Raw genomic sequence first — 26454 nt, forward strand, 5'->3', positions numbered from 1 at the left:
ATCTTCCTGCCATGAAAAGAGCGATGATCTGTAGTTTCTTAATGATCGGCATGATGGGTTGTCGGAATAGCCAGCCAGTTACTTCGCTTCATCAGCAGACAGTACCTGTCATCAGTCATTACGTAACCAACAATTTCCCCCATGATGCGAGCTTATTTACAGAAGGATTCCTGTTTCATGCAGGCAGGCTGGTAGAAAGTACCGGTGCTCCGCTGGAACTGACAAATACCCGTTCTCTAATTGGTATACAGGACCTGAAAACCGGAATGCTGGATATTAAGGTGGTACTGGATAAAGCAAAGTATTTCGGAGAAGGAATTGCGATCTTAAAAGGTAAATTATATCAGCTGACTTATAAAAATCAGTTGGGGTTTATTTATGATGCCACTACATTTAAAAAGATCTCGGAGTTTAAATACGCGAATTTAGAAGGCTGGGGCCTGACTACAGACGACAGGAGTCTGATCATGAGTGACGGGACTGATAATTTAACCTACATCAGCCCGAATACCATGTCGCCATTAAAAACGATTTCAGTAACGGAAAATGGACAGCCAGTCACACATTTGAATGAGCTGGAATTTATTAAAGGCTATATCTATGCAAATGTATATAGGACCAATTTTATTGTTAAAATTGACCCTTCAAATGGTGATGTCGTGGGTAAACTTGACCTTACTAAGGTATCCATCACCGAGAAAAATATGAATTCCAGTGCTGCGGAAATGAATGGGATCGCTTATGATCCGATCGCCGATAAGGTATATATCACCGGGAAATTATGGGCGCATATCTACGAAATTGACTTCAATAAGTAAATTCCAAAGGAAAAAGTCTACTACTTCGCCAATTGTTATCAAACGTAAAATAGTGCTGAGGATTTTGAACCCGCAAGAACAGAGCTCAACTTTCGGATTCTTAATCAGTTGAATTTTTTGAAAAATAACCTCCTCCTTGTCCTAAAACTCAGTTATTGGTCGGATTTCAAGCAATGATATCGGTAGAAAATTTAAAAAGTATAAAATAGAGCATAGCCGATGATAATTAAATTTTTTTAGAATATTTATCATCATTAGCGCACTATATACCGTATTGTTGTGTAAAAGTAAAAGTTTTGTAAAATAAATATGCGTAAGTTCTTGTGTATTAATTACACTATGATTATATTGGATTAACAATGTTTTTATTAACGTGCTAAAATATTGTGTGAGTAAACGGAATTATTACTAAAACCCTACAGCCTATGTAATGTAATATTGACTATCCTGATTATTAACTATCCTAACCAAATATCTTATGCTTAAAATCACACCAACTCTCAAAAGGGGCTCTCTCCTTTTGCTGGCTTGCCTGTTCCTATCCTTTGGAGTCAGTGCCCAAGTCAAAGTCACCGGTAAGGTTACCAGCAGTGACGACAAGTTACCCATTATCGGTGCCACAGTAAAAGTCAAGAACACGGCCCAGGGAACACTGACAGATCCTAATGGTGCTTTTGCAATCAATGTCAAACCTACAGATATTCTTAGTATCTCTTTTGTAGGGTATATTACCAAAGAAATACTAGTAGGTAATCAAAGCAGTTTAAATGTTGTATTGAATCCAGATGCCAGTAATTTGAACGAGATCGTGGTAACGGGTTACACCAGTCAGCGTAAAAAAGACCTAACAGGTGCAGTCTCCGTAGTTAATATTTCTCAGTTAAAAGAACAGCCCGCCGCAAGTGCCGTGGAAGCTTTACAAGGTAAGGCTCCTGGAGTACAAATTGTGAATGATGGTGCGCCAGGCTCTACGCCACAAATCCGTATCCGTGGTATAACTACTATCGGGAATAATGATCCTTTGTATGTAATTGATGGAGTACCTTATGAGGGGAAACTGAGCTGGTTAAATCAGAATGATATAGAGTCGATGCAGGTGTTGAAGGATGCCTCGTCTGCTTCCATTTATGGTTCAAGAGCGAATAATGGGGTAGTGATCATTACTACCAAAAAAGGAGTATTAGGCCCACCACGTATTACTTTTGACACCTATTATGGCTCTCAGGTTCCGAGAAAGGGAACGTTCCCAAAAATGTTGAACCCAATGCAGTATGCTGAATACATGTTCTCGGCTTATAGAAATGCAGGGAAACCAATTGAAGCCGGTGCCAACTATGGTAATGGAGCAACACCTACGCTTCCTGAGTACTTAGTGGCAGGTACTGCATATGGACAGCTGATCACTGCCGCTGATGTCGATCCTGCCAAATACAATTATAGCAGGGATCCGGCAACTTTCTATCAAATCACCAAGGCCAATAAGGAAGGAACCAATTGGTTTGATGAAATTACTAAAAGCGCACCCATACAAAACTATCAGCTAGGTGCAGCAGGAGGAGGAGAGAATGCTACTTATAGTTTTGGAGCAGGATACCTTAATCAGCAGGGTACAATTAAGTATACCGGATTTAAACGTTATAATGTACGTGCAAATACGAGTTTTTCGGCCCTGGATAAAAAACTGCGCTTTGGGGAAAATATTCAATATTCCTACTCAGAAGGTTTTGGTGTTGGGGTAAATCCAAATGTTTCCGGCGAGTATCAGGACGAAGGTAGTCCGATTGGCTGGGCTTACCGGATGAATACTATTGTCCCTGTGTACGACATCAAAGGAAACTTTGCTGGTACCAAGGGCAGTCAGCTGGGTAATTCAGAAAACCCACTGGCAACGTTATTCCGTGGTAAAGACAATGTCAATAAGAGTAACTTTTTCTTCGGAAACCTTTTCGCTGAATTAGACCTGGCGGAAGGTTTGACCGCTAAAACAAGTTTTGGTCTTCGTTATGAGAATTATAACGGAATGAGCATGCGGTATCCCAATCTGGAATTTTCCGAAGGAAATAATTCTAATAATTTAGCGGAGTATCAAGGTTATACTACCGAGTGGACCTGGACAAATACCTTAGTATATAGTAAGGTGTTTGCAGAGAAACACCGTGTCAACCTACTCTTGGGAACAGAAGCGATCAAAAATAGAAACCGACAGCTAAATGCCGGACGTAATGATTTCTTCCTTTTAGGGGATATGGATTATTACTACCTGAATGTGGGTACCTCTAACATTAACAATGCGAGTACAGGTACAGTGGGTAGTTTATTCTCTTTGTTTGGACGTGCCGATTATGCGTTCAACGACCGTTACCTGGCCAGTATTACCCTTCGTAGAGACGGTTCTTCTAACTTCGGACCTGAGAATAAATACGGTTATTTCCCTGCGGGAAGTGTAGCCTGGAGACTTTCGGAAGAAGGATTTATTAAAGGCAAAGTGAAATGGATCGAAGATTTGAAATTAAGAGTGGGTTACGGTGAAACCGGAAATCAACGCATTTCTTCAAATCAATACTTGAACAGATTCCAGTCTTCATTGGTGAGCTCTGCTTATGGCTTAGATGGTGGAAATGCAGTATCTACCGGAGTATGGCAAAATGCTTATGCAAACCCAGCTATCAAATGGGAGTCTTTAAGCTCTTTGAACATTGGTTTAGATTTCAGTTTGTTTAAATCTGCAATTGATGGATCCATTGACTGGTACGACAAGAAAACCAGCGACATGCTTTTCACAGTACCATTACCTGCTACAGCAGTTGGAATGGGCGCCTCTCCATTTGTGAATGCCGGAGATATGAGCAATAAAGGTATTGAGCTTAACCTTGCTTATCACTACGGAAAAGTAGATAACAAGCCTTTTAAATTTGATGTAGGTGTGAATTTCTCAAAAAACACCAATAAAATTGTGAAACTGGCGCCAGGAATTAATGAGCAATTGTACGGTACTTTTAGAAGTATTACCACCAGTATTCTTAAAGCAGGTCAGCCATTCGGTTCCTTTTATGGCTATGATGTAGCGGGAATTTATCAGAGTGCCGCGGATGTAGCAGGAAGCCCATCTTACACTGGTGCCAGAGTTGGAGGTCTAAAATTCAGAGATGTCAATGGCGACAATGTGATTACTCCTGAAGACAGAACTATTATTGGAAATCCAAATCCAGATTTTCTATATGCTTTGAGCTTCAACGCTTCCTATAAAAATTTCGATATCTCTATGTTCTTCAATGGAGTGCAGGGGATCGACCTTTATGAAGCGACCAGGTATTTCACTGACTTCTCTACTTTTACCGGTGCGAAAAGTATTAGAATGCTAGATGCATGGAGCCCTACCAATACTGGCAGTCTGATTCCATCACCAAATATTAGTGCCAGTGATTTTGAATATGCGTCCTCCAGCTATTATGTGCAGGATGGTAGTTATTTACGCATGAAAAATCTTCAGATTGGCTATTCTCTACCTGTTGAAAAAGTATTTGGACCGAAATGGGGTGTAAGTAAACTTCGAATTTATGCAAGTGCAACGAATTTGTTTACCATTACCAAGTACAAAGGACTTGACCCAGAAGTGAGTCAGGAGACAGAAACCTATTCTGCAATAGGTGTAGATCGAGGAATTTATCCTAGTCCACGTCAGTTTCTATTGGGTTTAAGTGTTGGCTTTTAATGATTAAATGAGAAACGTATGAAAAAGATTAACTATATCATATTCGCAATATGCATACTTACTGCAACAGGTTGTAGCAAGTCATTTTTAGAGAAGAATCCCCAGGGGGAGCTGATTGTCCCTCAACTGACCACACAAGAAGGTGTGGAAGCGACATTGACGGGTGCTTATGCGCTTTTAAATGGAAACACGAATGGTACCTGGGGAAACTATGGGGCCGCACCAAGTCAGTGGTTATTGGGTGAGGTAACCTCAGATAATGCCCATAAAGGAAGTGAAAACGGGGATCAGCCCAATATGAATTTATTGGAAAGGCACTCGCCAACCAGCACCAACGATAACCTCGAAAATCTTTGGAATCGCTGTTTTGAAGGGATACAACGTTGCAATAATACCATAAGGATTCTGGCATTGGTACAGGGGACTGATAAAAAATTCCCGGATGCCAGAGCCAATGAAATTCTTGCAGAGGCTAGAATGTTACGCGCACATTATAATTTCTTTTTAGTAAGGGCTTTTAAAAACGTGCCTTTAATTACGGAAAGTACCACTGAACCTGCAGTAGACAACATGAAGGATATTTATCCTGCAATTGTAGATGACCTGAAATTTGCAGTGGCCAATCTTACCCCTGCTTTTCCTAAAGGACAAAAAGGTCGTGTCAATCAGGTTGCTGCAAAGGCTTATTTAGGAAAGGTGTATCTGTATCAAAAGAAATATCTTGATGCATTGCCTTTATTTAATGACGTGATGGCGGCGAGACCAAGTATTGAAACGATTCCTTACACGGATGGTTTTGATGTGACCAAAGAAAATGGTCCGGAAGCAGTGTTTGCTGTGCAGCACTCTGTAGGTACTGATGGGTCTGGTGGCGACAATGGCAATGTGGGGGATATGCTTAATTTCCCTTATAATAGTAGTCTTCCTATCACTTGCTGCGGTTTCTTTCAGCCATCTATAGATCTGGCGAACTCTTTTAAAGTGAATGCGGCTGGCTTACCTTATCTGGATGGTTCCTATATAAATAACCCTTATATCTCTGATCGTGGATTGAGTCCTGCTGATAAACTTACTTATCAGGTAGATAAAAGCATTGCTTTTGACCCTCGTATCGATTATACTTTGGGTAGAAGAGGAGTGCCATTTTTGGATTGGGGTAATATGGCAGGTGATTCCTGGATCAGAGATGCTTCTAATGGTGGTCCTTTTCTTGCTATGAAAAATGTGATTAAGGCATCTGAGATTTCTGGAAATACCGGTCCAGGGAATACCAATGTTACCGGACTAAATGTGAATATCATCCGCCTCGCAGATGTATACCTCATGGCCGCAGAATGTGAAGTGGAGGCAGGTAGTATACCAAACGCCTTAACACTGGTGAATAAGGTAAGAGACAGGGCTTCAAAATTGCCTAAAAAACAAATAGGTGGTGTTGATGCAGCGGCTTATAGAGTGAGTCCTTACCTGGCTTTCCCGGATCAGGTTTATGCCCGGAACGCAGTTCGCTTTGAACGTCGCCTCGAACTATCCCTTGAAGGCCATCGCTTTTATGATTTAGTGAGATGGGGAATTGCAAAACAAAGAATGAATCAGTACTTCCTGTTTGAAGGTGGATTTTTCAATTATCTGCAAGGAATTGTGATGGAAGACCGAGATGAATATTATCCTATTCCTCAAACTCAAATAGATCGTAGTAAAGGTATATTGAAGCAAAATCTAGGCTATTAGCCCAAGATTTTATGTGGAAACCGGTTGTTCCTTTTTCAGGAGCAACCGGTTTTTTTTTGGATTAGAAATCCAAAAAAGGGAATCAAATAATGCTAACTTTGGTTGAGTACCACCTTAACCAATACAACCACTACAATTACATGAAGAAAATTATTTTATTGTTTTTTGCCCTGTTGATCTCTGTATCTGGGTTTTCACAAGGCATATTATCATTGTTTGCACGTTCTGAGGAATTTATGAAAACGATGGAGCAGGAGAAATTTCAGGAAGCACAAGGCTTTTTTGATGTCAGCGTACAGTCTAAGATCTCTGCAGAAAATCTACAGACCATTTGGAGCACCTTAACCACCAACTACGGAAAATATGTGAGCATGGATGCTGTTCAAAGTAAAACCGAAGGAGAATATTTCACAGTATCTGTGGATGCAGCGTTTGAAAAAGATACACAAGGTTTTCTATTGGTCTTCAATAAAAATGAAAAGTTAGTAGGCCTTTTCCCTCGACAAGTGCAAAAGGCTTCTTCTTATGTTAGACCTGCCTACGTGGACACCGCTGCCTATAAAGAAAAAGAAATCAATGTGACTACCCCCGGACATAGTTTGGTTGGTTTGTTAACCACACCTGCTAAAGGAGCCAATTTCCCATTGGTGGTATTTTTACATGGCTCTGGCCCTGCCGATATGGACGAAACTGTAGGTCCAAATAAACCTTTTAAAGATCTTGCTGGTGGTTTAGCCAGTCAGGGAATTGCCAGTATCCGTTATGTAAAAAGAACATTAGCGTATTCAGGTGATTTTAGCAAAGCATTTACCGTAAAAGAAGAAGTGCTGGATGATGCCCTTGCAGCCATCGCATTAGCGAAAACTATTCCTGGCGTGGATAAGAGTAAAATCTTCTTATTCGGACACAGTATGGGTGGGATGCTGGCGCCAAGATTGGCCCTGCAGGTTCCAGACATTAAAGGAATTGTACTTGCTGCGGCACCGGCAAGAAAGCTGACCGACCTGATTGAAGAACAGAATAAATATGCTGTCGCACAGGCGAAGGATACCACAGGAAAGTTACAGAAACAATTGGAGGAGGTGTTAAAGCAAACCGCACAAACGAGGTTTACTACCATAGGAAAGATGAAACCGGATTCTTTAATTCTAGGTTTGCCTGCTGCTTACTGGGCAGATATCAACCAATATGATCAGGTTGCAGCTGCGAAAAAGCTGACCAAGCAAAAGATTTTTGTAGTTCAGGGAGCTTTTGATTTCCAGGTTGCTCAACAGGATTTTGACTTATGGAAAGCCGCATTAGGTAAGAAAAGCAATGTGACCTTGAAGTTATATCCCGATTTAAACCATTTGTTTATCCCTCAAACAGAAAAGGGAAATACGTCCCAGTATGGAATACCTGGTAGTGTTTCAGGAACTTTAGTCGAAGACTTAACCAATTGGGTAAAAGCTAAATAAAAAAAAGGGGGATTATTTCCCCCTTTTTGCCATGACTAGTTTGTGCCATTGTTTCATCACTTTTCGGCCTGCAAGCTCTGCTTTTGCTGCGTTTTTATGGCTGGAATCCAGCTGCTTAAAAACGACGTCTGCCAGCTCGTTCATAAAAGGCTCATGTTGTTCCATCTCCTCTTCTGAACGCTCTTGCTGGGCAAGGTAATGAAGAAAGAAAAGGGTAGCCCAGCGCTCATCGCCGTCTGGCTGACTATAATAAAAAGGGAAGGAAACCCTATCCACAAATTTTTGAAGAAATGCCTGCGGTTCTACTCTAAATAGATCGCACAGCACGCTAAAGTCTTCCGGGGGATCAATGGTGACATTTATTTTCATTAGCTTATATATTTGGTTAATTTTAACTGATGGCCAGGAGCCGCTGATAGTAGCGATAGTAGATTTCCTGATATTTCTTGACGCGCTGTTCATGATCCCTGATGATAAATAGCCAGAGGTGCAGCTCTTGTATCTGGTCTATAAACTGCACTTGCAGCATTCTAAGGGCATTGTTGCTGGGCAGCTCCTTACTGATATTTAAAACCTTATAAAAAAAGCCCATCGCTTGATTTTCTACCACCCGTTTGAGTCCCACATTGGCATGGACAATCGGCAGGGAAATCTGCGACATAAAATGCTGCAGGTATTCTTCCGGAGAACAGTTGTGAAGTTCACAAAGCAGGCAGAAATCCATTTTAAGCTCCAAAGTCTTGCCATCCTCCATCACCAAAGTGGTTTGCTGAGTTCTGGAGCGTTCCATAATCCCATAGATTTTTCTTACTAAAGGCGCACACATTTTCCTTTTTCTCGAAGGAGCTAAGTCAGGTGTCACCGAAATCTTAATGATTTCCCGAATGTACCTTAGGATCGGCTCCCGATGCTTTATAAAAGCAGAGCCACTTTCTCTATGGATGGAAATAGAATAATTTAAAAGCGTATTGGTTGCACATCGGTAAATGTCGTCAGACTTCTGGCTCAAGGAGTCATAAAACGAAACATGGTCTATGAAAAGTTGCAATACCTCTGGAATAGGTAATTGATAGGTTGCACAGGCAATCTTAAAATCCAGTGGAATAGTGGGGAAAGTTGGTGTCTTGGTTTTCATGGTTTGAATTGTTCTAAGTCATCACGTTTTTTATTCCGGTCATTCCTGTGTCCTACAGGATGCCCACATTATTCAAATACTTTTTCATACATACAGCCATTGTCTTTAGACTTGATTCTTTTCAGTTTTGGGAAATCATTCTTTTTTGTCAAGTTGAGCAAGGCAGCCTGGAGGTGTCTCGGTGAAAGGGACGCTGATGTCCTGCTTCGGCATTTCTGGTAGATTTGAAGCGGAGACTGGGGGATGTAAAACAGTTTGCCTTCAAAAAGTACATGGAGAATGGCTATCGCCTGAGCTTCAATGGAGAGCTCAGTGACTTTATGGGCATTGCCCTTTGTATTATTCTCTATAAGGTGAAAAATTGACGTTTCCTGGCCATCTTTTTCCAGCCTGATCATCATGAATTCTATTTTTGCCAGACCACTGATCTTTATCAGCTGATATTCGCACTTACTGCTCCCGTTCTCAATACTTGGGATCAAACCCCTTAAAGATGGCTCTTCCACCGTGTGCTGGAAACAATGCATGTCCTCATAAGTAAAACCAATGCTGTTGAGCTCTTCTTTTTGTTTCATATAATCATTGGTATAACCCATTAAAAAAGAAACTTCTGAAGTGCTGTAACCCTTGGCTATTCTTTTAATCATGAAGCTGTATAACATTCCCACATTTACCGGGGAAAGCATCGCTTTATAAATTAAGGGTAACGAAGAATTGTGCTTATTTTTCATACTATAATCCTGTAAATTCTATTATATGTATAGATAATCAATACAAACGTATGTATAATATGTCTATTTAACCAAGTTGTGTATAGTTTATCTTTCTCATTTATATATTTATCTATACTTATTATTAGAAAAACCATATTTATCATGACAAAATTAGGAGAGTATCTTGCGAAAAGATCTGTGAATAAATCGCAGGTAGCCAAAAGAACAGGTCTAACAAAAGCAAGAATGAACGAGCTTACTTTAACGGATACGGCCAAGTTGAGAGCAGAAGAACTTTACCTCATCGCATTGGCCATCAAGGTAAACCCTTGTGAGATGCTCAGCGATCTATGTGAGGGGGTAGCCTTGGTCTCGGAAAGTTAAATTATCTTTAAGCTTATGCGCAGAAAACCGGCTTTCATCACACTCGTATATCTTGCCCTTGGAGCTTTATGGCTAATTTTGGGCAGTGAGTGGATTCGCTACCTGGATCAAAGTATGCCGGAAAGAGATATGCGCTTTCTGTATGGCTATAAAAACCTCATTTTTCTATTTATTTCCGGACTCATTTTATTTGTGCTGATAGAAATGTATCGGAGGAGTATCTCCAGAATGGAAAATAACTATAAACAGCTTTTTGAGGGTTCTATTGCCATCATCTATGTTTTTGACCGCGAGAGTTTCCGATTATTGGAGGTAAATGAACGGATGGTAGAACAATACGGTTATACCAAACCAGAATTGTTAAACATGACAGTAATGGATCTGAGGCCGGAAACGGAGTTTAGTAAACTGACCGAATACCTTAAGTCTCCACATAAGGAGGGGCGTGCAACAGAGGTCTGGCTTCACAAAACAAAAGGTGGAAAAATCTTTCATGCACTCATTTCTCACCATAGAACTATCTACAAAGGTCAGGAGGCTTACACAGTGATTGCGATTGATATTGAAGTTTACGTGAAAGCAGAAGAGCGGATCAAAGAACTGTTAAAGGTATATGAAACGGTTACGAGTGTAACGAATGATGTCATCTGGGAGTATAACCCCGGAACAAATGAACTCAAATGGCAAAATGGTTTCTCGGAAATTTTTGGCTATACTGAAGACTTAAGGGAAAATACCAAAGAATGGATCCTGAGTAAGGTGCACCCGGAAGACCAGGAGTATATGGAACAAAGCATGGCCGAAAGCCTGGAGCAACTGAGTAATTCCTGGCGTTGCGAATACCGCTTGCAATGTGCGGATGGCAATTATAAATATGTCTCAAACCAGGCCTTTATCCTGCTGGATGCCCATGGACAGGCAGAAAAAATGGTAGGCGCCTTGAGAGATATTACGATCCGCAAGAATTATGAACATCGTCTGTTGCGTAAAAATGAAATACTTAAAAACATTGCCTGGGAGAATTCTCATAAGTTCCGCAAACCAGTCAGTAACATTATAGGAATTCTGAACCTGATGAAAATCGAAGAAAAAGGTACGGATGCGACCTGGTTAACCATGCTGGAACGTTCCGCATTGGAATTGGATGAAATGATCGGTCAAATCAATGAGCGCACCAATGTCATTGGAGAGGACGATTAGTTTTTCCATTTTATATCATATTTATATCATCATTATCGCCGTTTTTTAATATGTGGCAAAATTGTTGCTAGTACTTCGCCGAAGTTCAATTTAAAAACAATTTAATATGATCAAAAGAATACATGTGCTTGAAGATGATGAAGATATCAGGTATATCATTGGCGTTTTACTTAAAGATGAAGGATATGAATTGCAACTATCGTCTACTTTTTCAGAGCTAAAAGGGAAACTGAAAGATTCAGTACCTGATTTATTCATTTTGGATGTGATGCTGCCTGATGGAGATGGAGCCGAAATCTGTAAAGATTTAAAATCCGATATGTTTACCAAACACATTCCAATTATTGTCATGTCTGCAAACGATCAGAATAAAGAATTGAGTATCGCTGCTGGTGCTGATGATTATGTGAGCAAACCCTTTGATATTGACTACATCGTGAAAAGAATTAAAAAGTTATTGCTGGATTAATTCCCGGAATACTACATATAAAAAAGGCCCTGGATATTTAAAATATTCAGGGCCTTTTTTTTAAGCAAAGCTCAGCAATATTGGTCAGGCCTTAAAATAGAAACAGGGATAAACCTTGGAGAGGTATCCCTGTTAATTGATAGTTGGCCCACCACAGACCAACCTAAACCAAACAAACTATGACTATAACGGATATAATTATGTGATAGTTTTAAGTATTTGAAATTAAACATTTCTATGACAATAGGTGGTAGTTCTCCTCCTAAGATCTTGAAGCTACGTCTATGAATAATCTTAAAGCGAAGCTCGCGTAATGATCACCATTGATAGATTCTTTAGGTGCTAATAATGGGTATTTTTAATTCGGATGCGCTGAACTACAGTGATTTGCGTTAATCCTATGCCACAACACTTATTTTACATCGATATATATTATATTTGGCCCAAATACGAGAATAAAATGTCAGATCAGAAAAAAGAAATATTTGATGGCGTAGCTCAACGCTTAAAAATTGAAGGATTTAATGTGGTCAATCGTGATGAAAGCCGCCCATGGGGAGGTTTTTTCGTAATTGATGAAGACCAGGCACAACAATTTGCCAATGTTTATTTCGATGGACTAAATGTTGATGAATTGAAAATATCAGGTAAACTGAGCCCTAAAATATTAATTGTTGCTCCAAACACACGCTTATCATGGCAATATCACCACCGCCGTGCCGAAATATGGAGAGTGGTAAATGGTACAGTAGGTGTTTGCACCAGCGATACAGACGAACAAGGTGAAGTAAAACAACTGACACCTGGTCAAACTATTAAGTTAAAACAAGGCGAAAGACACCGTTTAATTGGTTTGGACGACTGGGGAATTGTTTCCGAAATCTGGCAGCATACAGATCCAACTAATCCATCAGATGAAAGTGATATTGTAAGAGTACAAGACGATTTCGGAAGATAAAACCGAATAGACCTGATTTAATCCCGTATAGGTAAAACTTTTACGGGATTTTTTTTGCTATTTTGCAAGCCAAACACCAGATCTGCCATAGGTCAATATTACGTATATACACAAATATGATTATTTTAGTTTTCTTCCTTTTACATTGGTTCCTCTCCTTATTTTCACAAACTTTCTTTTTACATCGTTATGCCTCGCATAAAATGTTTAAAATGAATGCTTTTTGGGAGAAGTTCTTCTATGCCATTACCTTCTTGTCGCAAGGCTCCTCTTTCCTCAATCCAAGAGCTTACGCCATCCTGCATCGGATGCACCACGCTTTTTCTGATACAGAGAAAGATCCGCACTCTCCACATTTTGTTAAAGATGTATGGGGAATGATGATCAAGACCAAAAATATTTACCTGAATTACTCCAAATTTAATGTGGAGCCAGAAGAGCAGTTTAGAGATAAATATCCTTCATGGCCGATCATTGATAAAATTGGAGATTCCTGGATCACCAGATTGGTCTTTATAGGCTTCTATGTCTGGTTCTACGTAACTTTTGCAACTGCTTGGTGGATGTTCCTTTTATTGCCGATCCATTTCTTAATGGGACCGATTCATGGTGCTATTGTCAACTGGTGTGGACATAAATATGGTTATTCGAATCACGATAATGATGATCACAGCAAGAATTCCCTTCCTTTAGACTTCCTGATGCTGGGAGAATTGTTTCAAAATAACCACCATAAAAAACCAAATAATCCAAACTTCGCTTCGCGGTGGTTTGAATTTGATCCTACTTATCCATTGATGAAGGTGATGCACTGGATGCACATCATTCGAATAAGAAAAGTCTAAAAACAACTAATATGGCAACACCCTATCTTATCTTAATTTGTTTAGTAGCGTGTTGCCTGGTCATGGCACTGGTTTGGTGCTGGGCCATTAAAATTAACAATGCCGGGGTAGTTGATGTCGTTTGGGCACTCAACTTTCCCCTGATTGCCATCCTCCTTTATTTCCTGGCTGAAGGATTTGAACTCAGAAAACAGCTGATCTGCAGCATGGTGGTCATCGCCGGACTTCGTCTCGGTGCGCACCTATGGCAAAGGGTCATCGGTCAGCTCCAAATCGAAGAAGGTCGTTATCAGCAGCTCCGTAAAGAATGGGCTCCCCATGAAAATAAAAAGTTCTTCTGGTTTTTTCAGTTTCAGGCTTTATCCAATGTAATCCTTGCTATTCCTTTTTTTCTGATTGCCAGCAATAAGGATACGCAGATCAATACCTCCGAATATTTCGGAATTGGCCTTTGGGTGATTGCCGTGCTCGGAGAAGCCATCGCGGATATGCAGCTGAGCCAGTTTAAAAAAGAGGCATGCAATAAAGGCAAAGTTTGTCAGCTGGGGTTATGGAACTATTCCCGCCATCCCAATTATTTCTTCCAGCTGCTCCTATGGATTGCTTATTTTCTTTTTGCCCTGAATGCACCATGGGGATGGATCGCGATCAGCAGTCCGGTCATCATCGGTTACCTGCTGTTCAAAGTAACTGGCATTCCTGCCACAGAAGAACAGGCCATCCGTTCCAAAGGCGAATTATACCGCCAATATCAGCAAAGTACCAGCGTATTTGTTCCCTGGTTTAAAAAGCAGATTTCTAGTCTAAAATAAAAACCATTGTCACTTAAATAACGTATAGTTAAAGTAATCAGCGATACTTTAACACAAAGATTCATGTGGTACAATACTTTAATTGAACAGAACAAATTACCAGATTTTATATTACGCACTGGGATTCGCAGATTGCTGAAAAAGCGCCTCCAGGATGAAACAATAGGGGATGCAGAAGCTCAGCAGCATCGGCTGAATAAACTGATTGCAAAATTGAAAACCGAACCCATTGCCGTTCATACACAAGATGCCAATCAGCAGCATTATGAAGTGCCCACTGCTTTTTACCAATATTGTTTGGGGAAACATTTAAAATATTCGAGTGGGTACTGGAATCCAGGGGTAACCTCTTTGGATACTTCTGAGCAGGATATGCTCGAGCTCACTACCAAGCGTGCAGATCTGAAAGATGGTCAGGATATTCTCGAATTGGGCTGCGGATGGGGATCTCTTACCTTATTTATGGCTCAAAAGTACCCCGCCAGTCAAATCACGGCAGTCTCCAATTCTGCAACTCAAAAGGCTTATATCGACCAGACCGCAAAAGAAAGAAAGCTGCATAACATTACGGTCATCACCGAGGACATCAATGTGTTTAAAAGCCCCATTCAGTTTGATCGTATCCTTTCCGTAGAAATGTTCGAGCACATGCGCAATTATGAATTGCTGATGGGCAAAATTGCTTCGTTTATGAAAGATGATGGCCGACTGTTTGTTCACATTTTCAGTCACCATACTCTAGCGTATAAATTCGAGGTGAAGGATGAAACTGATTGGATGAGCAAGTACTTTTTTACCGGGGGGATCATGCCTTCCAATCACTTGCTGCTTTACTTTAATCAACACCTTACCGCAGCGAATCATTGGGTAGTAAACGGGACAAATTATGCAAAAACATCCGAAGCATGGCTTAAAAATATGGATGCCCATAAAAAAGAAATTATGCCTATTTTAAGGGAAACATATGGCGCAGACCAGGCCTTGAAATGGTGGGTCTACTGGCGCTTGTTTTATTTGTCATGTGCAGAATTATTTGCCTATAACGAGGGCAATGAATGGATGGTTTGTCATTACCTGTTTAAAAAGAAAGCCTGATGGAAAAAGTAGCAATTATAGGTACTGGTATTGCCGGAATGGGTTGCGGTCACCTGCTCCAATATAAATACCACCTTACTTTTTATGAAGAACAGGACTATATTGGTGGACACACCAATACGATTACGCTCGAAGAACATGGGGAACCCGTTTATATAGATACCGGATTCATGGTATTCAATCAGCAGACTTATCCTCTGCTGTCCAGGTTATTCGACAAAATACATGCGCCGGTAAAGACAACTGATATGTCTTTCAGCGTACAATACCTGCCCGATCACCTGGAATATAGCGGTTCAAGTCTGAACCATCTTTTCGCACAGCGAAGGAATTTATTCAACCCTGCCTTTTTAAAGATGCTGATGCAGATCAACCGCTTTAATAAAGAAAGCGTGGCTATTCTTGACCAGCCGAAGTATGAAAATTACTCCATAGGCAAGTACATCAGCGAATTTGGTTATAGTCAGGATATGCTCTGGAAATACCTGATTCCGATGAGCTCCGCAGTATGGTCTACACCAATGGAGCAAATTCTGGACTTTCCTGCCGTATCATTGATCAGGTTCTTTAAAAATCATGGTTTCCTCGGACTAGACACCCAGCATCAATGGTATACGCTTCACAATGGCAGTCAATCTTACCGCGAATTATTGATCAAGCCTTTTAAAGATAGGATTCAGCTGCGGAAGAAAGTAGTGGAAGTATCAAGAATGGCCGACGGAAAAGTCAGTGTACTTGCTGCGGATGGTAGTTCCGCCATATACGACCGCGTCATTCTAGCTTGCCATGCCGATCAGGCATATGAGATGGTAAAGGATAAAACCCCAGATGAACTGCGCCTGCTTTCTAAGTTTAGATACCAGCCCAATAAAGCAGTGCTGCATACTGATCGTAATTTAATGCCTAAAAAGAAACTGGCCTGGAGCAGCTGGAATTACCGGGTAGAAAAAGAAGGAGAAGCCTTGGTGCCCAGTACCATCTACTGGATGAACCGACTGCAGCAAGTGTCCAATCATCAGGATTATTTTGTGTCCATCAATCCTTCCAGTTCAATTGATGCAAAAAAGATTATCCGTGAAATTGATTATGAACACCCCTTATTTGATGTTCCTGCAATGCAGGCGCAAAAGGAGCTGCCCATTCTCAACCAGCATGGCCCTCTTTATTATTGTGGAAGTTATTTTAAATATGGTTTTCATGAAGATGCCTATGCCAGCGCAGTTGCACTTTGTGAAAATTGGTAATGATCATTGATAATGAATTCTTCTTTATATAGCTGTAGGGTAATGCACCATCGGCTGGCGCCTAAAACGCACAGCTTTGGCTACCGCGTATACCTGTTTTACCTGGATATTGAAGAACTGCCCATGCTTGCTAAAAAGCTGAGCTGGCTAAGTGTCAATCGCTTTAACCTGTTCAATTTTCGGGATAAGGACCATTTGCATTTGCCGGAAGAAAGTGCCGATCAATATCAGGATCCAGGAGAGCAGAGGTCTACTGATCAAAATAAAAACCTGCGGGATAAACTTAAGAAATACTTGCATCAAAATGGATTGGAGCTGGGAGCAGGCCGCGTAATGCTGCTTACTAATCTTGCTGTCCTGGGCTATAACTTTAATCCGGTTTCATTTTACTTCTGCTTTGATGAGCAGGGGGCTCCACTCTGTGCGGTCGCAGAGATCAGCAACACCTTCCGGGAGATGAAATTGTTTCTGATTAAAAAAGAAGAAATGGAAGGGGAGAGGTTCCGGCAGCGGGTAGAAAAATATTTCTATGTATCTCCTTTTATTGATCTGGATACGCTATTCGACTTCGACCTGGCGATCCCCAATGAAAAATTAACCATTCGTATTGATGATTATGATCAGCAGGGTAATCGTTTTTTCCTCAGCACATTGATGGGGGATCGCAAACCATTAACCAACACAAATTTGCTGCGTTATTTTTTCTCCATACCCATGATTCCACTTCAGGTGATGACCCTGATTCATTGGCAGGCTTTCTTATTGTGGAGGAAGAAGTTCTCTTTTCATAAAAAGAAAGCAAACCAACAGCTCCAAAAAGACGTATATAAACCTTTAAAAACAAATTTAAAATGAGGTCGTCGCTTGCCATTACCAGACACAGAGCTGGATTTTACGAGAAACTAGTCTTGAATGCCCTGTCTAAAATGACAAAAGGCAGTTTAAAGATTACCTTGCCAGATGCTCAGGAAATACAAATTGGGGAACCGCAATCAGTACTAAAAGCCAATATTCAAGTCACAGATGCCACCTTTTTTAAAAACCTGATACTATATGGCGACATAGGTTTTGGCGAAGCCTATGTAGATGGTTTATGGGAAACAGACAGTATTACCAATGTCATCAAATGGGTGTTACTTAATATAGAAAATGCACCTTCTGTTTCTGGAAGTCAGCATAAAACCTGGGCATTAAACGTATTTAAATGGTTAAATAGGGTATACCATAACAGCAGGTCAAACAGCATCTCCGGTTCTCAAAAAAATATTTCTGAGCATTACGACCTGAATAACGATTTCTTCTCGCTGTTTCTGGATCCTTCTATGACCTATTCCAGTGGTTATTTTTATAAAGAAGGATTGACTCTTGCAGCAGCCCAGGACGCAAAATACCAGAGGCTTTGTACGCAGCTGTGCTTAAAATCTACAGATCATGTGTTGGAAATTGGAAGTGGCTGGGGGGCGAATGCCATCTTTATGGCTAAAAATTACGGCTGTAAAGTTACCTCTGTAACCATTTCTAAAGAACAGCAGTATTGGGCAATGGATCAGGTTCGCGCAGCCGGTTTATCTGACCTGGTTACTGTGGAAATTATGGATTACAGAGACCTTAAAGGAAGCTTCGATAAAATAGTTTCTATTGAGATGCTGGAAGCAGTAGGACATAATTATTATCAGGAATATTTTAGTAAATGTAATGAGTTGCTAAAAGCTGAGGGGATCCTTGCCTTTCAGGTGATCACCAGTCCGGACTCCAGATATGATAGCTTGCGTAAAGGGGTAGACTGGATTCAGAAGCATATATTTCCGGGGTCTTTACTGCCATCTGTAGCGAAAATAAATGAGGCGATCAATAAAACCAGTAACCTGACCTTGGTTGATTTAAAGGATTTAGGCTTAGATTATGAACGAACACTACAATTGTGGATGGAACAGTTTAACAGGCACCGTTTGGCAGTGAAAGCGCTAGGCTTTGACGACCGGTTTATTCGAAAGTGGCAATATTATTTTAATTATTGTGAAGCGGCTTTTGCGATGAGGAACATCAATGTAATGCAGATGGTGTATGTGAGGCCGAACAATACCAGCAGGTAAGATTCCTGCGGTAGATAAAAAAAGATTAAATTTCTAAATCTACATCATTACTTTCAGACTGAAATCTTTTGCCCTGGAAAGGGAATAAATTTTCTAGGTCTAAAAGTAACGATATAGATTTTCAGGCATAAAACCCAGTATTTGACGATAGGGTAGTTCTTTATTACGCCGTATTCTGATTATTGCCGTATTCTGATCATTATTAAGGTATTACTCTACTGGAGTTAAGTATTGTGTATACGAATAACCTTGTTCTCCATCATCGGTTTTAATGAGCCACCACTGGTCATTTTCTTTTCCCACAAGTGTTACAATTTCATGGCGGGCAGCTTTTCCAACGATATCATCATTGGTACTAGGACCTTTGCGGATGTTGAGGTTGGAGCTGTTCGTAGTTACCTTTAGCTTAGCGCCTTCAGGGATACCGGCTACACTATTGATGTTCATCACGAGGTCTCCTGAAGCATAATTTGGATCAAGACGTTCGTAAGTATCCCAGAGCTGTTGTTTTACAGCGCCACTGGTAGCGCCATCAATATATAATACGCCATCCTGTTCGCGAACATTTAAGTCGTTTACACCTGCGTTGGTTGCCGCATCAATAAGTTCTTTATATTTTTCTTGTAAAGCCATTTTTCTGTCCTCCTGGATTATTTAATCACCAATTGATTGTCTACCTTTTTAGGTTTCAAGGCATTCAATGCCATCATTAATTTTTGAAGGTCGGCTTTTTTAAGTTCTCCTTTTAAAGTAACCACACCATCATTCACTGTTGCCGCAACCGTAGGGAAGTCCTTTGTGGCATCTTTTACTGCAAGTGCTAATGGGGTATCTGCACTCACTTCAACTTTAGCGACTTCTACAGTTAGGTTATTCACTACAGATTTTACTCCTGGAACTGCTGCTGCAGCTTTTCCCAAAGCATCTTTACTCGCTTCGTCTGTCACCTGTCCGGTGATTGTAACCACACCTTTGTCGACTGCAACACCTGAAGCAGATAAGTTAGGGCTCGACTGGATGGCAGTTTCAACCGCGGTTTTTAGATCAGCATCTTTCGGCGTGCTTTTACATCCAGCAATTGTAGCCACCATAAAGGCAGTTACCATAACCAGAGCCATCATTTTGCTCATTAGTTTTTTCATGTTTAGATAGATTTTGTTTAAACTATTGTTGCTCACCCTTTTTGTGAAGCGTGTATCTACAAGATAACTAAATAACTTAACGTCTGATGTTAAAAAAAGTTTAACATTTAAAGAAAATCACCTCCCTGAAATTAGCCTCCCTACAATTTAACCTCCCTACAATTTAACCTCCCTACAATTTAACCTCCCTGCCATTTAACTTCCCCAAGTATTTTGACCATTAACAAAAAAAGCAAGCATGCTATGAGAAGACCTAGAAAATTTTACCCTTTTTCAGGGTAAAAGATTTCAGTCGTCGAATAGTCTTGCTTGCTTTTTTAGAAGAAGGTTAAAGTACCTCCCCTCTCTTTTATCCTTTTGCTGTGCTGCCTTTAGAGCTCCATCTGCGGCTACCGCTGCTTGGTGTTCTTTTCGCTCCGCTCAGGTTAGGCTCGCGTTGTCCGCCACCTTGACCTTTACCGCCAGATGGTTTACCACCACCATTACCACCTCTGCTATTTCCGCCACGAGAACCGCCACCACCACGTGAACCACCGCCACCTTTAGGTTTTTCAGTTGCCGCGCTCATCAGGCTCTGCCAGCTCATTGCATACGGATGATCTTCCGTTACCGGAATGCTCAGCGCAATTAATTTCTCAATATCTTTCAAAAAATCTCTTTCTTCTGCATCACAGAAAGAAAGCGCTGTTCCACTTAATCCTGCACGACCCGTACGGCCGATTCTGTGTACATAAGTTTCTGGAATGTTTGGCAATTCATAATTGATCACATGTGCCAATTCATCCACATCAATACCACGTGCTGCGATATCTGTAGCCACAAGAATCCTTGTTGCTTTGGCTTTGAAATTAGTCAATGCCCTTTGTCTGGCATTTTGTGATTTATTACCGTGAATTGCTTCCGCTTTAATTCCTACTTTGATCAGGTCTTTAACAATACGGTCTGCACCATGTTTCGTTCTGGTGAAAACCAATGCTGTTTCGATCGACTTATCCTGTAAGATGTGAATCAATAAGTTTTTCTTATCGTTCTTCGCTACGAAAAACATTTCTTGTTTGATCTTTTCGGCAGTAGAAGATACTGGAGTAACCTCAACTTTCAAAGGATTTGTTAAGATCGTATCTGCAAGTTTTTGAATCTCTTGCGGCATGGTAGCCGAGAAAAACAAAGTCTGTCTTTTTACAGGCAGTTTGGCAATTACTTTTTTAACATCATGAATGAATCCCATGTCCAGCATTCTGTCGGCTTCATCCAGAACAAAGATTTCAACATCCTTCAGGTTGATAAAACCCTGGTTCATTAAATCTAATAGTCTGCCTGGAGTGGCGATCAAAATATCTACACCACGGTTTAGTGCATCAGTTTGTGCTTTTTGGCCCACACCACCGAAGATCACCAAATGACGAAGCGGTAAGTTTTTACCATACGCTTTAAAGCTTTCCTCAATCTGGATGGCCAATTCGCGTGTTGGTGTTAAAACCAATGCTTTGATGTTCTTATGAACTTTAGTATTTGTGTGAGGCTTGCTCAGCAACTGAAGCATAGGAATTGCGAAAGCGGCAGTTTTACCTGTACCGGTTTGCGCGCAGCCTAATAAATCTCTGCCTTGAAGTATAGTTGGGATGGATTGTTCTTGTATGGGGGTAGGTTGTGTATAACCTTCTGTTTGGAGCGCTTTTAAAATTGGCTCAATCAGGTTTAATTCTTCGAATAACAATGTGTTTGTCTTTTAATGTATAATAATGAAACGAAAGAATATCGTTCAATGCAAAGATACGTATAACTTTTGGCTTTTAGGTAATTCGCTTATTTCTGGTTAAGTGGCTGTTAGTTAGTTGGTTTGTTTTCTTTGAAGCGGCTAAAAAATAATAAGGCGAGCACACAGAGTACAAAGCCAACGACTCCATTTAAGCGCAGTCCATAATCATGTCCGGGGTCTTTTCCGTACACGGTGAGCATGGCGAAAATAGCAATTCCCAGCGTCTGACCGAGTTTCACAAACAGGTATTTTACCGCAAAAAACATCCCTTCATGGTTTTCTCCTGTTTCTTCGGTGTCTTTCTGGGCAATGTCGGCAAGGATGGCATTGGGTAGAATGCCGAGTGCAGCAAGGGGGAAGGAAGCACAGCACACCAGGATGGCCATCTGCATGGTTGGCGAAAAAGGAAGTTTACCCAGGAAAAATATAGTCACAAATATCAGGCTGAGCACCCCAAAAGCAACGAGTACCAATGGTTTTTTACCAAATCTTTTAGCTCCATAATTGATGAAGGGATAGAAGACCAGGGACAGCAGGACCATGATGCCCATAAACTTCCCACCGTCGGAATCTGGTAAACCCAATAACACGGTGACGAAGAACAGCAGTCCACTGGAAATGATGCTCAATGCGATGTAATAGCTGAAATCTGAAATCAGGTAATATTTGAAATTTGAATTCCTGAACGTATTTTTTATCGCTGGCAGCAATGCGATATGTGTGGGCTTCGCATTGGTATATTCTTTTTCATTGATAAAGATAATGGGCAGGATCATGACCAACCCGGAGAAAATACTGAGGCCCCAGATGGTATACTGCAAGGCTTCTGCACGTTCGGTTAGCGGAAAAAATTGCTGAATCAGGTCGGCATAATTATTACATAAAGCGGCCAGGATCATCCCCAAAACAAAACCAACCTGCTGATACGTAGAAAGGCGTACTTTCTGATTAGCACTATGGGTCAGCTCTGCCAGCAAAGCATTGTATGGGATGATGTAAGTGGTGACCGAAATGAAAAAGCCAGCCAGCACAAAAGTCAGCCACCAGGCATTGGTAATGCTTTCAGCCTTCACCAATGGATAGAAAACTAAGGCGCAAAAAATAACTGCGGGTACAATCGCGTATTTCATGATCGGGATTCTCCGGCCTTTGGGATGGGTGCTGGTATCACTTACCGAAGCGATAAAAGGATCGTAAAGGGCATCAAATAACCTGCCGGAGGCGGCAATGAGTGATAAAATATTGAAAGCCCCGAATACCAATAATTGTGGCACCAGCGGATATAAACCAGAATTGTTTGGCGGTAGATAAAAGTAAGGTAGCATCACAATGATCAGATTGGTCATGATACTCCAGCCCATCATTCCGGCAGCGTAGGCGATTTCTTTTCTTAAAGGCAGTGGTTTTATCGGCATATTCTATAATTCGGGTACTGGTCTGTTTTAAGGCTAAGTTAGGTTTTGGTGTGCTGTTTCCGGAGATAATGATTGAGAAAATAGAGCAGAATAAAAGCAGCAAAGATCAGCAGGCCATTTCTGCCGGCTTCTTGGTCACTGAAATAGATGCTGAAGCCTACAAAAGAATAGGCGGTAATAAAAATCAATGGCAGCAGCGGATAAAGTTTCATGCTGTAAATGGTATTCTTGTCCAGATGGGCAGTTTTTTTCCTCAGGAAAAAGATCGTTGCTGCAGAGCTGGCCATCCCGATACAGTCTAAAAATATGGTGTAATTTAAAATCTTATCGAAGGTTTGTGCATACAATAGTGTGAAAATAGAAATCACAGAAAATACACTGAGACTCACAAACATCACCTCATTTTTTTTGCTCTTTTTACTAAATACGGCGGGTAGGGCTCTTTCTTCGCCCATAGCATACATCACCCTCGGGTTGCTCAGTAAATTCACATTTACATAACCCAATACAGAAAAGTAAACCAGGCAGGAGAGGATCGTGAAACCCATTGGGCCGAATAATTTTCCGGCAAGGATGGCAGCAATACTTTCGGCAGTTTTCAATTGTTCAAATCCAATCACCTTTACATAAGCATAATTGATGGCCATATACAAGACAATAATTATGGCAAGGCCGATCATAATGGCGCGGGGAATCACTTTGCTGGGTTCTTTCGTTTCGCCGCCAAAATTGATGCTTTGCTGGTAGCCGCCAAAGGTAAAGGAGATCGCAATCAGGCAGACGCCGAGTGCCTTTCCATAATCCATCCAATCAGGTGCAACACCGGTGATCGTTTTAAACTCCGGTAAGCTATTGCTGATATTTGCGGCTCCTGGACCGGTAAAGATGGCGCAGATCAAGATCAGCACCATACCTATTTTTACCATCGACAATACATTTTGTGTCTTTGAGCTCACTTTTAATCCGAATAAATTGAGCAGATAAAACAAGAAAATGGTCACTGCAGCAATCACAATCCTATAAAATTCTGTTTGCAGTTCGAGGGGAAGAATGATTTTACTAAAGTACTCGGCACCAATCAGGGAAACTCCTGCAACAGAAGCGGCATTGGAAACCACGATGATACAATTGATGGCAAAGGCAATAGAAGGATGGTAAAATGCAGAGAAAATCTTGTAGTAACCGCCGGTAACAGGGAATCTCGAACCGATTTCGGCATAAGTCAGTGCGCCGCAAAGGGCAACTAGTCCACCAATGATCCATGCAGAGAAAAACAACTCCGGAACCTGTGACGCTGCAGCCACATTTATCGGTGTCCGGAAGATGCCCATCCCGATCACCAAACTAACCACAATCATAGATAAGTCGAAGAGGGAGAGCTGTTTCTTCTCAGGCATAAGGGATTTGTTTTATTCCTTGAATATACACGAAAATGTGTATTTGTTGAAACTTTGATGTTGATTCCCCGGCATATTACCTTAAATTTGTAATTCTACTCAAATTACATCATGGCTGAACCGAATTATAACGAAGATAGTATACGCTCCCTCGATTGGAAGGAACACATCAGACTGCGTCCCGGTATGTATATCGGTAAACTTGGAGATGGTTCTGCTCAGGATGACGGGATTTATGTATTGCTGAAGGAGATCGTCGACAACTCAATTGATGAGTTTGTGATGGGTGCCGGACGAACCATAGAAATTACCGTTTCTGATCAGAAGGTAAACGTCCGCGATTATGGTAGGGGAATCCCATTGGGTAAAGTAATTGATTGTGTATCAAAAATCAATACCGGTGGTAAGTACGATAGCAATGCCTTTCAGAAATCTGTAGGGCTGAATGGGGTGGGTACCAAGGCCGTAAATGCCTTGTCTAACACTTTCGTGGTGCAATCGTACCGTGATAATAAAACTAAAAAGGTAGAGTTCTCCAGAGGAGAGATCACGATTGATAATCCGATCATTGATACCACACAGCGCAATGGTACCGCGATTACGTTTTATCCGGACGAAACGATTTTCAGAAATTACCATTACATCACTGATTTCGTGGAAAGTATGATCTGGAACTATGTGTTCCTGAATGCCGGACTAACCATCAACTTCAACGGACAAAAATATTTATCTGAACGTGGACTTTACGACTTACTGCACAAACACGCAGGGGCGGAAACGATTCGCTATCCGATCATTCACCTGAAAGGGAATGATATTGAGATCGCCATGACCCACGGACAGCAATATGGAGAAGATTACCATTCTTTTGTAAACGGCCAGCATACTACCCAGGGAGGAACTCATCAGGCGGCATTCCGTGAAGCAGTAGTGAAAACCGTAAGAGAGTTTTATAAAAAAGAATACGATGCTGCAGATATCAGGGCTTCCATTATTGCCGCGATTTCGGTCAGAGTACAGGAGCCGGTATTTGAATCTCAGACGAAAACAAAACTGGGTTCCCAGAATATGGGGCCAGACGGACCTTCAGTAAGGACTTTTATCAATGATTTCGTAAAGAAAGAATTAGACGATTACCTGCACAAACATACCGATGTAGCAGATGCTTTATTGAAAAGGATCTTACAGTCGGAAAGAGAACGTAAAGACATTGCGGGTATTAAAAAACTGGCCAACGACAGGGCTAAAAAAGCATCCTTGCACAATAAAAAACTGAGAGATTGTAAGGTGCATTTTAACAGCACACATGAGAAGAAATACGAAACGACCCTGTTCATTACAGAGGGTGATTCGGCTTCTGGATCGATCACCAAGTCGAGAGATGTGGATTGCCAGGCAGTATTCAGTCTAAAAGGAAAGCCTTTAAACTGTTATGAGCTGACTAAGAAAGTAGTCTATGAGAACGAAGAGTTCAACCTGCTGCAGCATGCTTTAAATATTGAAGATGGCCTGGATGGTTTACATTACAACAATATTGTCATCGCTACCGATGCCGACGTAGATGGAATGCACATCAGGTTACTGATGATGACTTTCTTTTTGCAGTTCTTCCCGGATTTAGTGCGCTCAGGACACGTATACATCCTGCAAACGCCTTTGTTCCGCGTTCGTAATAAGAAGGAAACGATTTATTGCTATAGCGATGACGAGCGTAAAGCGGCCATTACCAAGCTGGGAAATAAACCAGAAATTACTCGATTTAAAGGACTGGGTGAGATCTCACCAGATGAGTTTGGTTTGTTTATCGGAAAAGACATCCGATTAGACCCGGTGATCCTGAAAGACCAAACGATCAAAAGTCTACTGGAATATTATATGGGCAAAAATACCCCAGACAGACAGCGTCATATCATCAAAAACCTGAGAATAGAAAAAGATACTTTAGAAGATATCGTAGCTCCGGCAGATCGTTCTAAAGCAGCTGCTGCGCTAAAGCAGGAAGCTGATGATGAAACAACAGATGAAGAAATGATCGCAGAATCTGCTTAAATTAAGCAGTGTTTGGCGCTAAATATGGC

General features: G+C 41.1%; 23 protein-coding genes. 15 read left to right on the plus strand and 8 right to left on the minus strand.

The annotated features are described in order from the left end of the window. The first annotated feature begins 11 nt into the window (after window positions 1–11). The 4 genes from K7X70_RS04310 to K7X70_RS04325 all read left to right on the plus strand — a co-directional run bounded on the left by K7X70_RS04310 (window position 12) and on the right by K7X70_RS04325 (window position 7715). The gene (locus K7X70_RS04310) at window positions 12–818 is read left to right on the plus strand and encodes a glutaminyl-peptide cyclotransferase (RefSeq protein WP_222535910.1); all 807 of its coding nucleotides are present in this window, start codon (window positions 12–14) and stop codon (window positions 816–818) included. Window positions 819–1296: 478 nt separating this feature from the next. Then, window positions 1297–4530: a SusC/RagA family TonB-linked outer membrane protein gene (locus K7X70_RS04315; protein ID WP_222535911.1), complete on the plus strand. Its 3234-nt coding sequence runs from the start codon at window positions 1297–1299 to the stop codon at window positions 4528–4530. An 18-nt stretch (window positions 4531–4548) separates the two neighbouring features. Continuing rightward, entirely contained in the window at window positions 4549–6258 is a 1710-nt protein-coding gene (locus tag K7X70_RS04320; protein ID WP_222535912.1) for a RagB/SusD family nutrient uptake outer membrane protein, read from the plus strand. A 140-nt stretch (window positions 6259–6398) separates the two neighbouring features. Next, window positions 6399–7715, plus strand: coding sequence for an alpha/beta fold hydrolase (locus tag K7X70_RS04325; protein ID WP_222535913.1), 1317 nt, complete (start codon window positions 6399–6401; stop codon window positions 7713–7715). A gap of 12 nt (window positions 7716–7727) precedes the next feature. Here the strand turns inward: K7X70_RS04325 and K7X70_RS04330 are convergent, their stop codons facing one another. The 3 genes from K7X70_RS04330 to K7X70_RS04340 form a co-directional block, all read right to left on the minus strand. Next, on the minus strand, window positions 7728–8084 hold the full coding sequence (locus tag K7X70_RS04330; RefSeq protein WP_222535914.1) for a hypothetical protein: 357 nt from the start codon (window positions 8082–8084) through the stop codon (window positions 7728–7730). Window positions 8085–8106: 22 nt separating this feature from the next. Beyond that, window positions 8107–8850 (minus strand): hypothetical protein, encoded by a 744-nt coding sequence (locus tag K7X70_RS04335; RefSeq protein WP_222535915.1) that lies wholly within the window; start codon window positions 8848–8850, stop codon window positions 8107–8109. A gap of 68 nt (window positions 8851–8918) precedes the next feature. Further along, the gene (locus tag K7X70_RS04340) at window positions 8919–9581 is read right to left on the minus strand and encodes a hypothetical protein (protein WP_222535916.1); all 663 of its coding nucleotides are present in this window, start codon (window positions 9579–9581) and stop codon (window positions 8919–8921) included. A gap of 144 nt (window positions 9582–9725) precedes the next feature. Between K7X70_RS04340 and K7X70_RS04345 the strand changes: the two genes are divergently transcribed. The 10 genes from K7X70_RS04345 to K7X70_RS04390 all read left to right on the plus strand — a co-directional run bounded on the left by K7X70_RS04345 (window position 9726) and on the right by K7X70_RS04390 (window position 18663). Next, complete coding sequence (locus tag K7X70_RS04345; RefSeq protein WP_222535917.1) at window positions 9726–9947, plus strand: helix-turn-helix domain-containing protein; 222 nt, start codon at window positions 9726–9728, stop codon at window positions 9945–9947. A 15-nt stretch (window positions 9948–9962) separates the two neighbouring features. After that, the gene (locus tag K7X70_RS04350) at window positions 9963–11147 is read left to right on the plus strand and encodes a PAS domain-containing sensor histidine kinase (protein ID WP_222535918.1); all 1185 of its coding nucleotides are present in this window, start codon (window positions 9963–9965) and stop codon (window positions 11145–11147) included. A 106-nt stretch (window positions 11148–11253) separates the two neighbouring features. Beyond that, the gene (locus tag K7X70_RS04355; RefSeq protein ID WP_187667702.1) at window positions 11254–11616 is read left to right on the plus strand and encodes a response regulator transcription factor; all 363 of its coding nucleotides are present in this window, start codon (window positions 11254–11256) and stop codon (window positions 11614–11616) included. Between the two features lie 460 nt (window positions 11617–12076). After that, on the plus strand, window positions 12077–12574 hold the full coding sequence (locus tag K7X70_RS04360; protein ID WP_062546997.1) for a cupin domain-containing protein: 498 nt from the start codon (window positions 12077–12079) through the stop codon (window positions 12572–12574). A 116-nt stretch (window positions 12575–12690) separates the two neighbouring features. Beyond that, window positions 12691–13419: an acyl-CoA desaturase gene (locus tag K7X70_RS04365; RefSeq protein ID WP_222535919.1), complete on the plus strand. Its 729-nt coding sequence runs from the start codon at window positions 12691–12693 to the stop codon at window positions 13417–13419. An 11-nt stretch (window positions 13420–13430) separates the two neighbouring features. Continuing rightward, window positions 13431–14231 (plus strand): DUF1295 domain-containing protein, encoded by an 801-nt coding sequence (locus K7X70_RS04370; RefSeq protein WP_222535920.1) that lies wholly within the window; start codon window positions 13431–13433, stop codon window positions 14229–14231. Window positions 14232–14294: 63 nt separating this feature from the next. Beyond that, the gene (locus K7X70_RS04375) at window positions 14295–15326 is read left to right on the plus strand and encodes an SAM-dependent methyltransferase (protein ID WP_222535921.1); all 1032 of its coding nucleotides are present in this window, start codon (window positions 14295–14297) and stop codon (window positions 15324–15326) included. Next, window positions 15326–16570, plus strand: coding sequence for an NAD(P)/FAD-dependent oxidoreductase (locus K7X70_RS04380; protein ID WP_222535922.1), 1245 nt, complete (start codon window positions 15326–15328; stop codon window positions 16568–16570). The genes K7X70_RS04375 and K7X70_RS04380 overlap by 1 nt, the downstream gene beginning before the upstream one ends. A 12-nt stretch (window positions 16571–16582) precedes the next feature. Further along, the gene (locus K7X70_RS04385; RefSeq protein WP_222535923.1) at window positions 16583–17425 is read left to right on the plus strand and encodes a DUF1365 domain-containing protein; all 843 of its coding nucleotides are present in this window, start codon (window positions 16583–16585) and stop codon (window positions 17423–17425) included. Continuing rightward, window positions 17422–18663 carry an SAM-dependent methyltransferase gene (locus tag K7X70_RS04390; RefSeq protein WP_222535924.1) on the plus strand — a complete coding sequence of 414 codons (1242 nt, stop codon included), beginning with the start codon at window positions 17422–17424 and terminating at the stop codon, window positions 18661–18663. The genes K7X70_RS04385 and K7X70_RS04390 overlap by 4 nt, the downstream gene beginning before the upstream one ends. A 210-nt stretch (window positions 18664–18873) precedes the next feature. On the opposite strand, the gene K7X70_RS04395 is transcribed toward K7X70_RS04390, so the two are convergent. The 5 genes from K7X70_RS04395 to K7X70_RS04415 form a co-directional block, all read right to left on the minus strand. After that, a complete protein-coding gene (locus K7X70_RS04395) occupies window positions 18874–19296 on the minus strand; it encodes an SH3 domain-containing protein (protein WP_222535925.1) in 423 nt (140 codons plus the stop codon). Between the two features lie 17 nt (window positions 19297–19313). After that, a complete protein-coding gene (locus K7X70_RS04400; RefSeq protein ID WP_222535926.1) occupies window positions 19314–19805 on the minus strand; it encodes a BON domain-containing protein in 492 nt (163 codons plus the stop codon). 349 nt (window positions 19806–20154) lie between these two features. Beyond that, window positions 20155–21522: a DEAD/DEAH box helicase gene (locus K7X70_RS04405; RefSeq protein WP_222535927.1), complete on the minus strand. Its 1368-nt coding sequence runs from the start codon at window positions 21520–21522 to the stop codon at window positions 20155–20157. A gap of 110 nt (window positions 21523–21632) precedes the next feature. After that, the gene (locus K7X70_RS04410; RefSeq protein WP_222535928.1) at window positions 21633–22979 is read right to left on the minus strand and encodes an MFS transporter; all 1347 of its coding nucleotides are present in this window, start codon (window positions 22977–22979) and stop codon (window positions 21633–21635) included. 38 nt (window positions 22980–23017) lie between these two features. Further along, on the minus strand, window positions 23018–24376 hold the full coding sequence (locus K7X70_RS04415; RefSeq protein WP_222535929.1) for an APC family permease: 1359 nt from the start codon (window positions 24374–24376) through the stop codon (window positions 23018–23020). A gap of 111 nt (window positions 24377–24487) precedes the next feature. Here K7X70_RS04415 and K7X70_RS04420 point away from each other — a divergent pair, with 111 nt between their 5' ends. Further along, window positions 24488–26425 (plus strand): DNA topoisomerase IV subunit B, encoded by a 1938-nt coding sequence (locus K7X70_RS04420; protein WP_222535930.1) that lies wholly within the window; start codon window positions 24488–24490, stop codon window positions 26423–26425. Window positions 26426–26454: the final 29 nt, after the last annotated feature.

The sequence above is a fragment of the Pedobacter polysacchareus genome (genome assembly GCF_019802255.1).
Lineage (GTDB): Bacteria > Bacteroidota > Bacteroidia > Sphingobacteriales > Sphingobacteriaceae > Pedobacter > Pedobacter polysacchareus.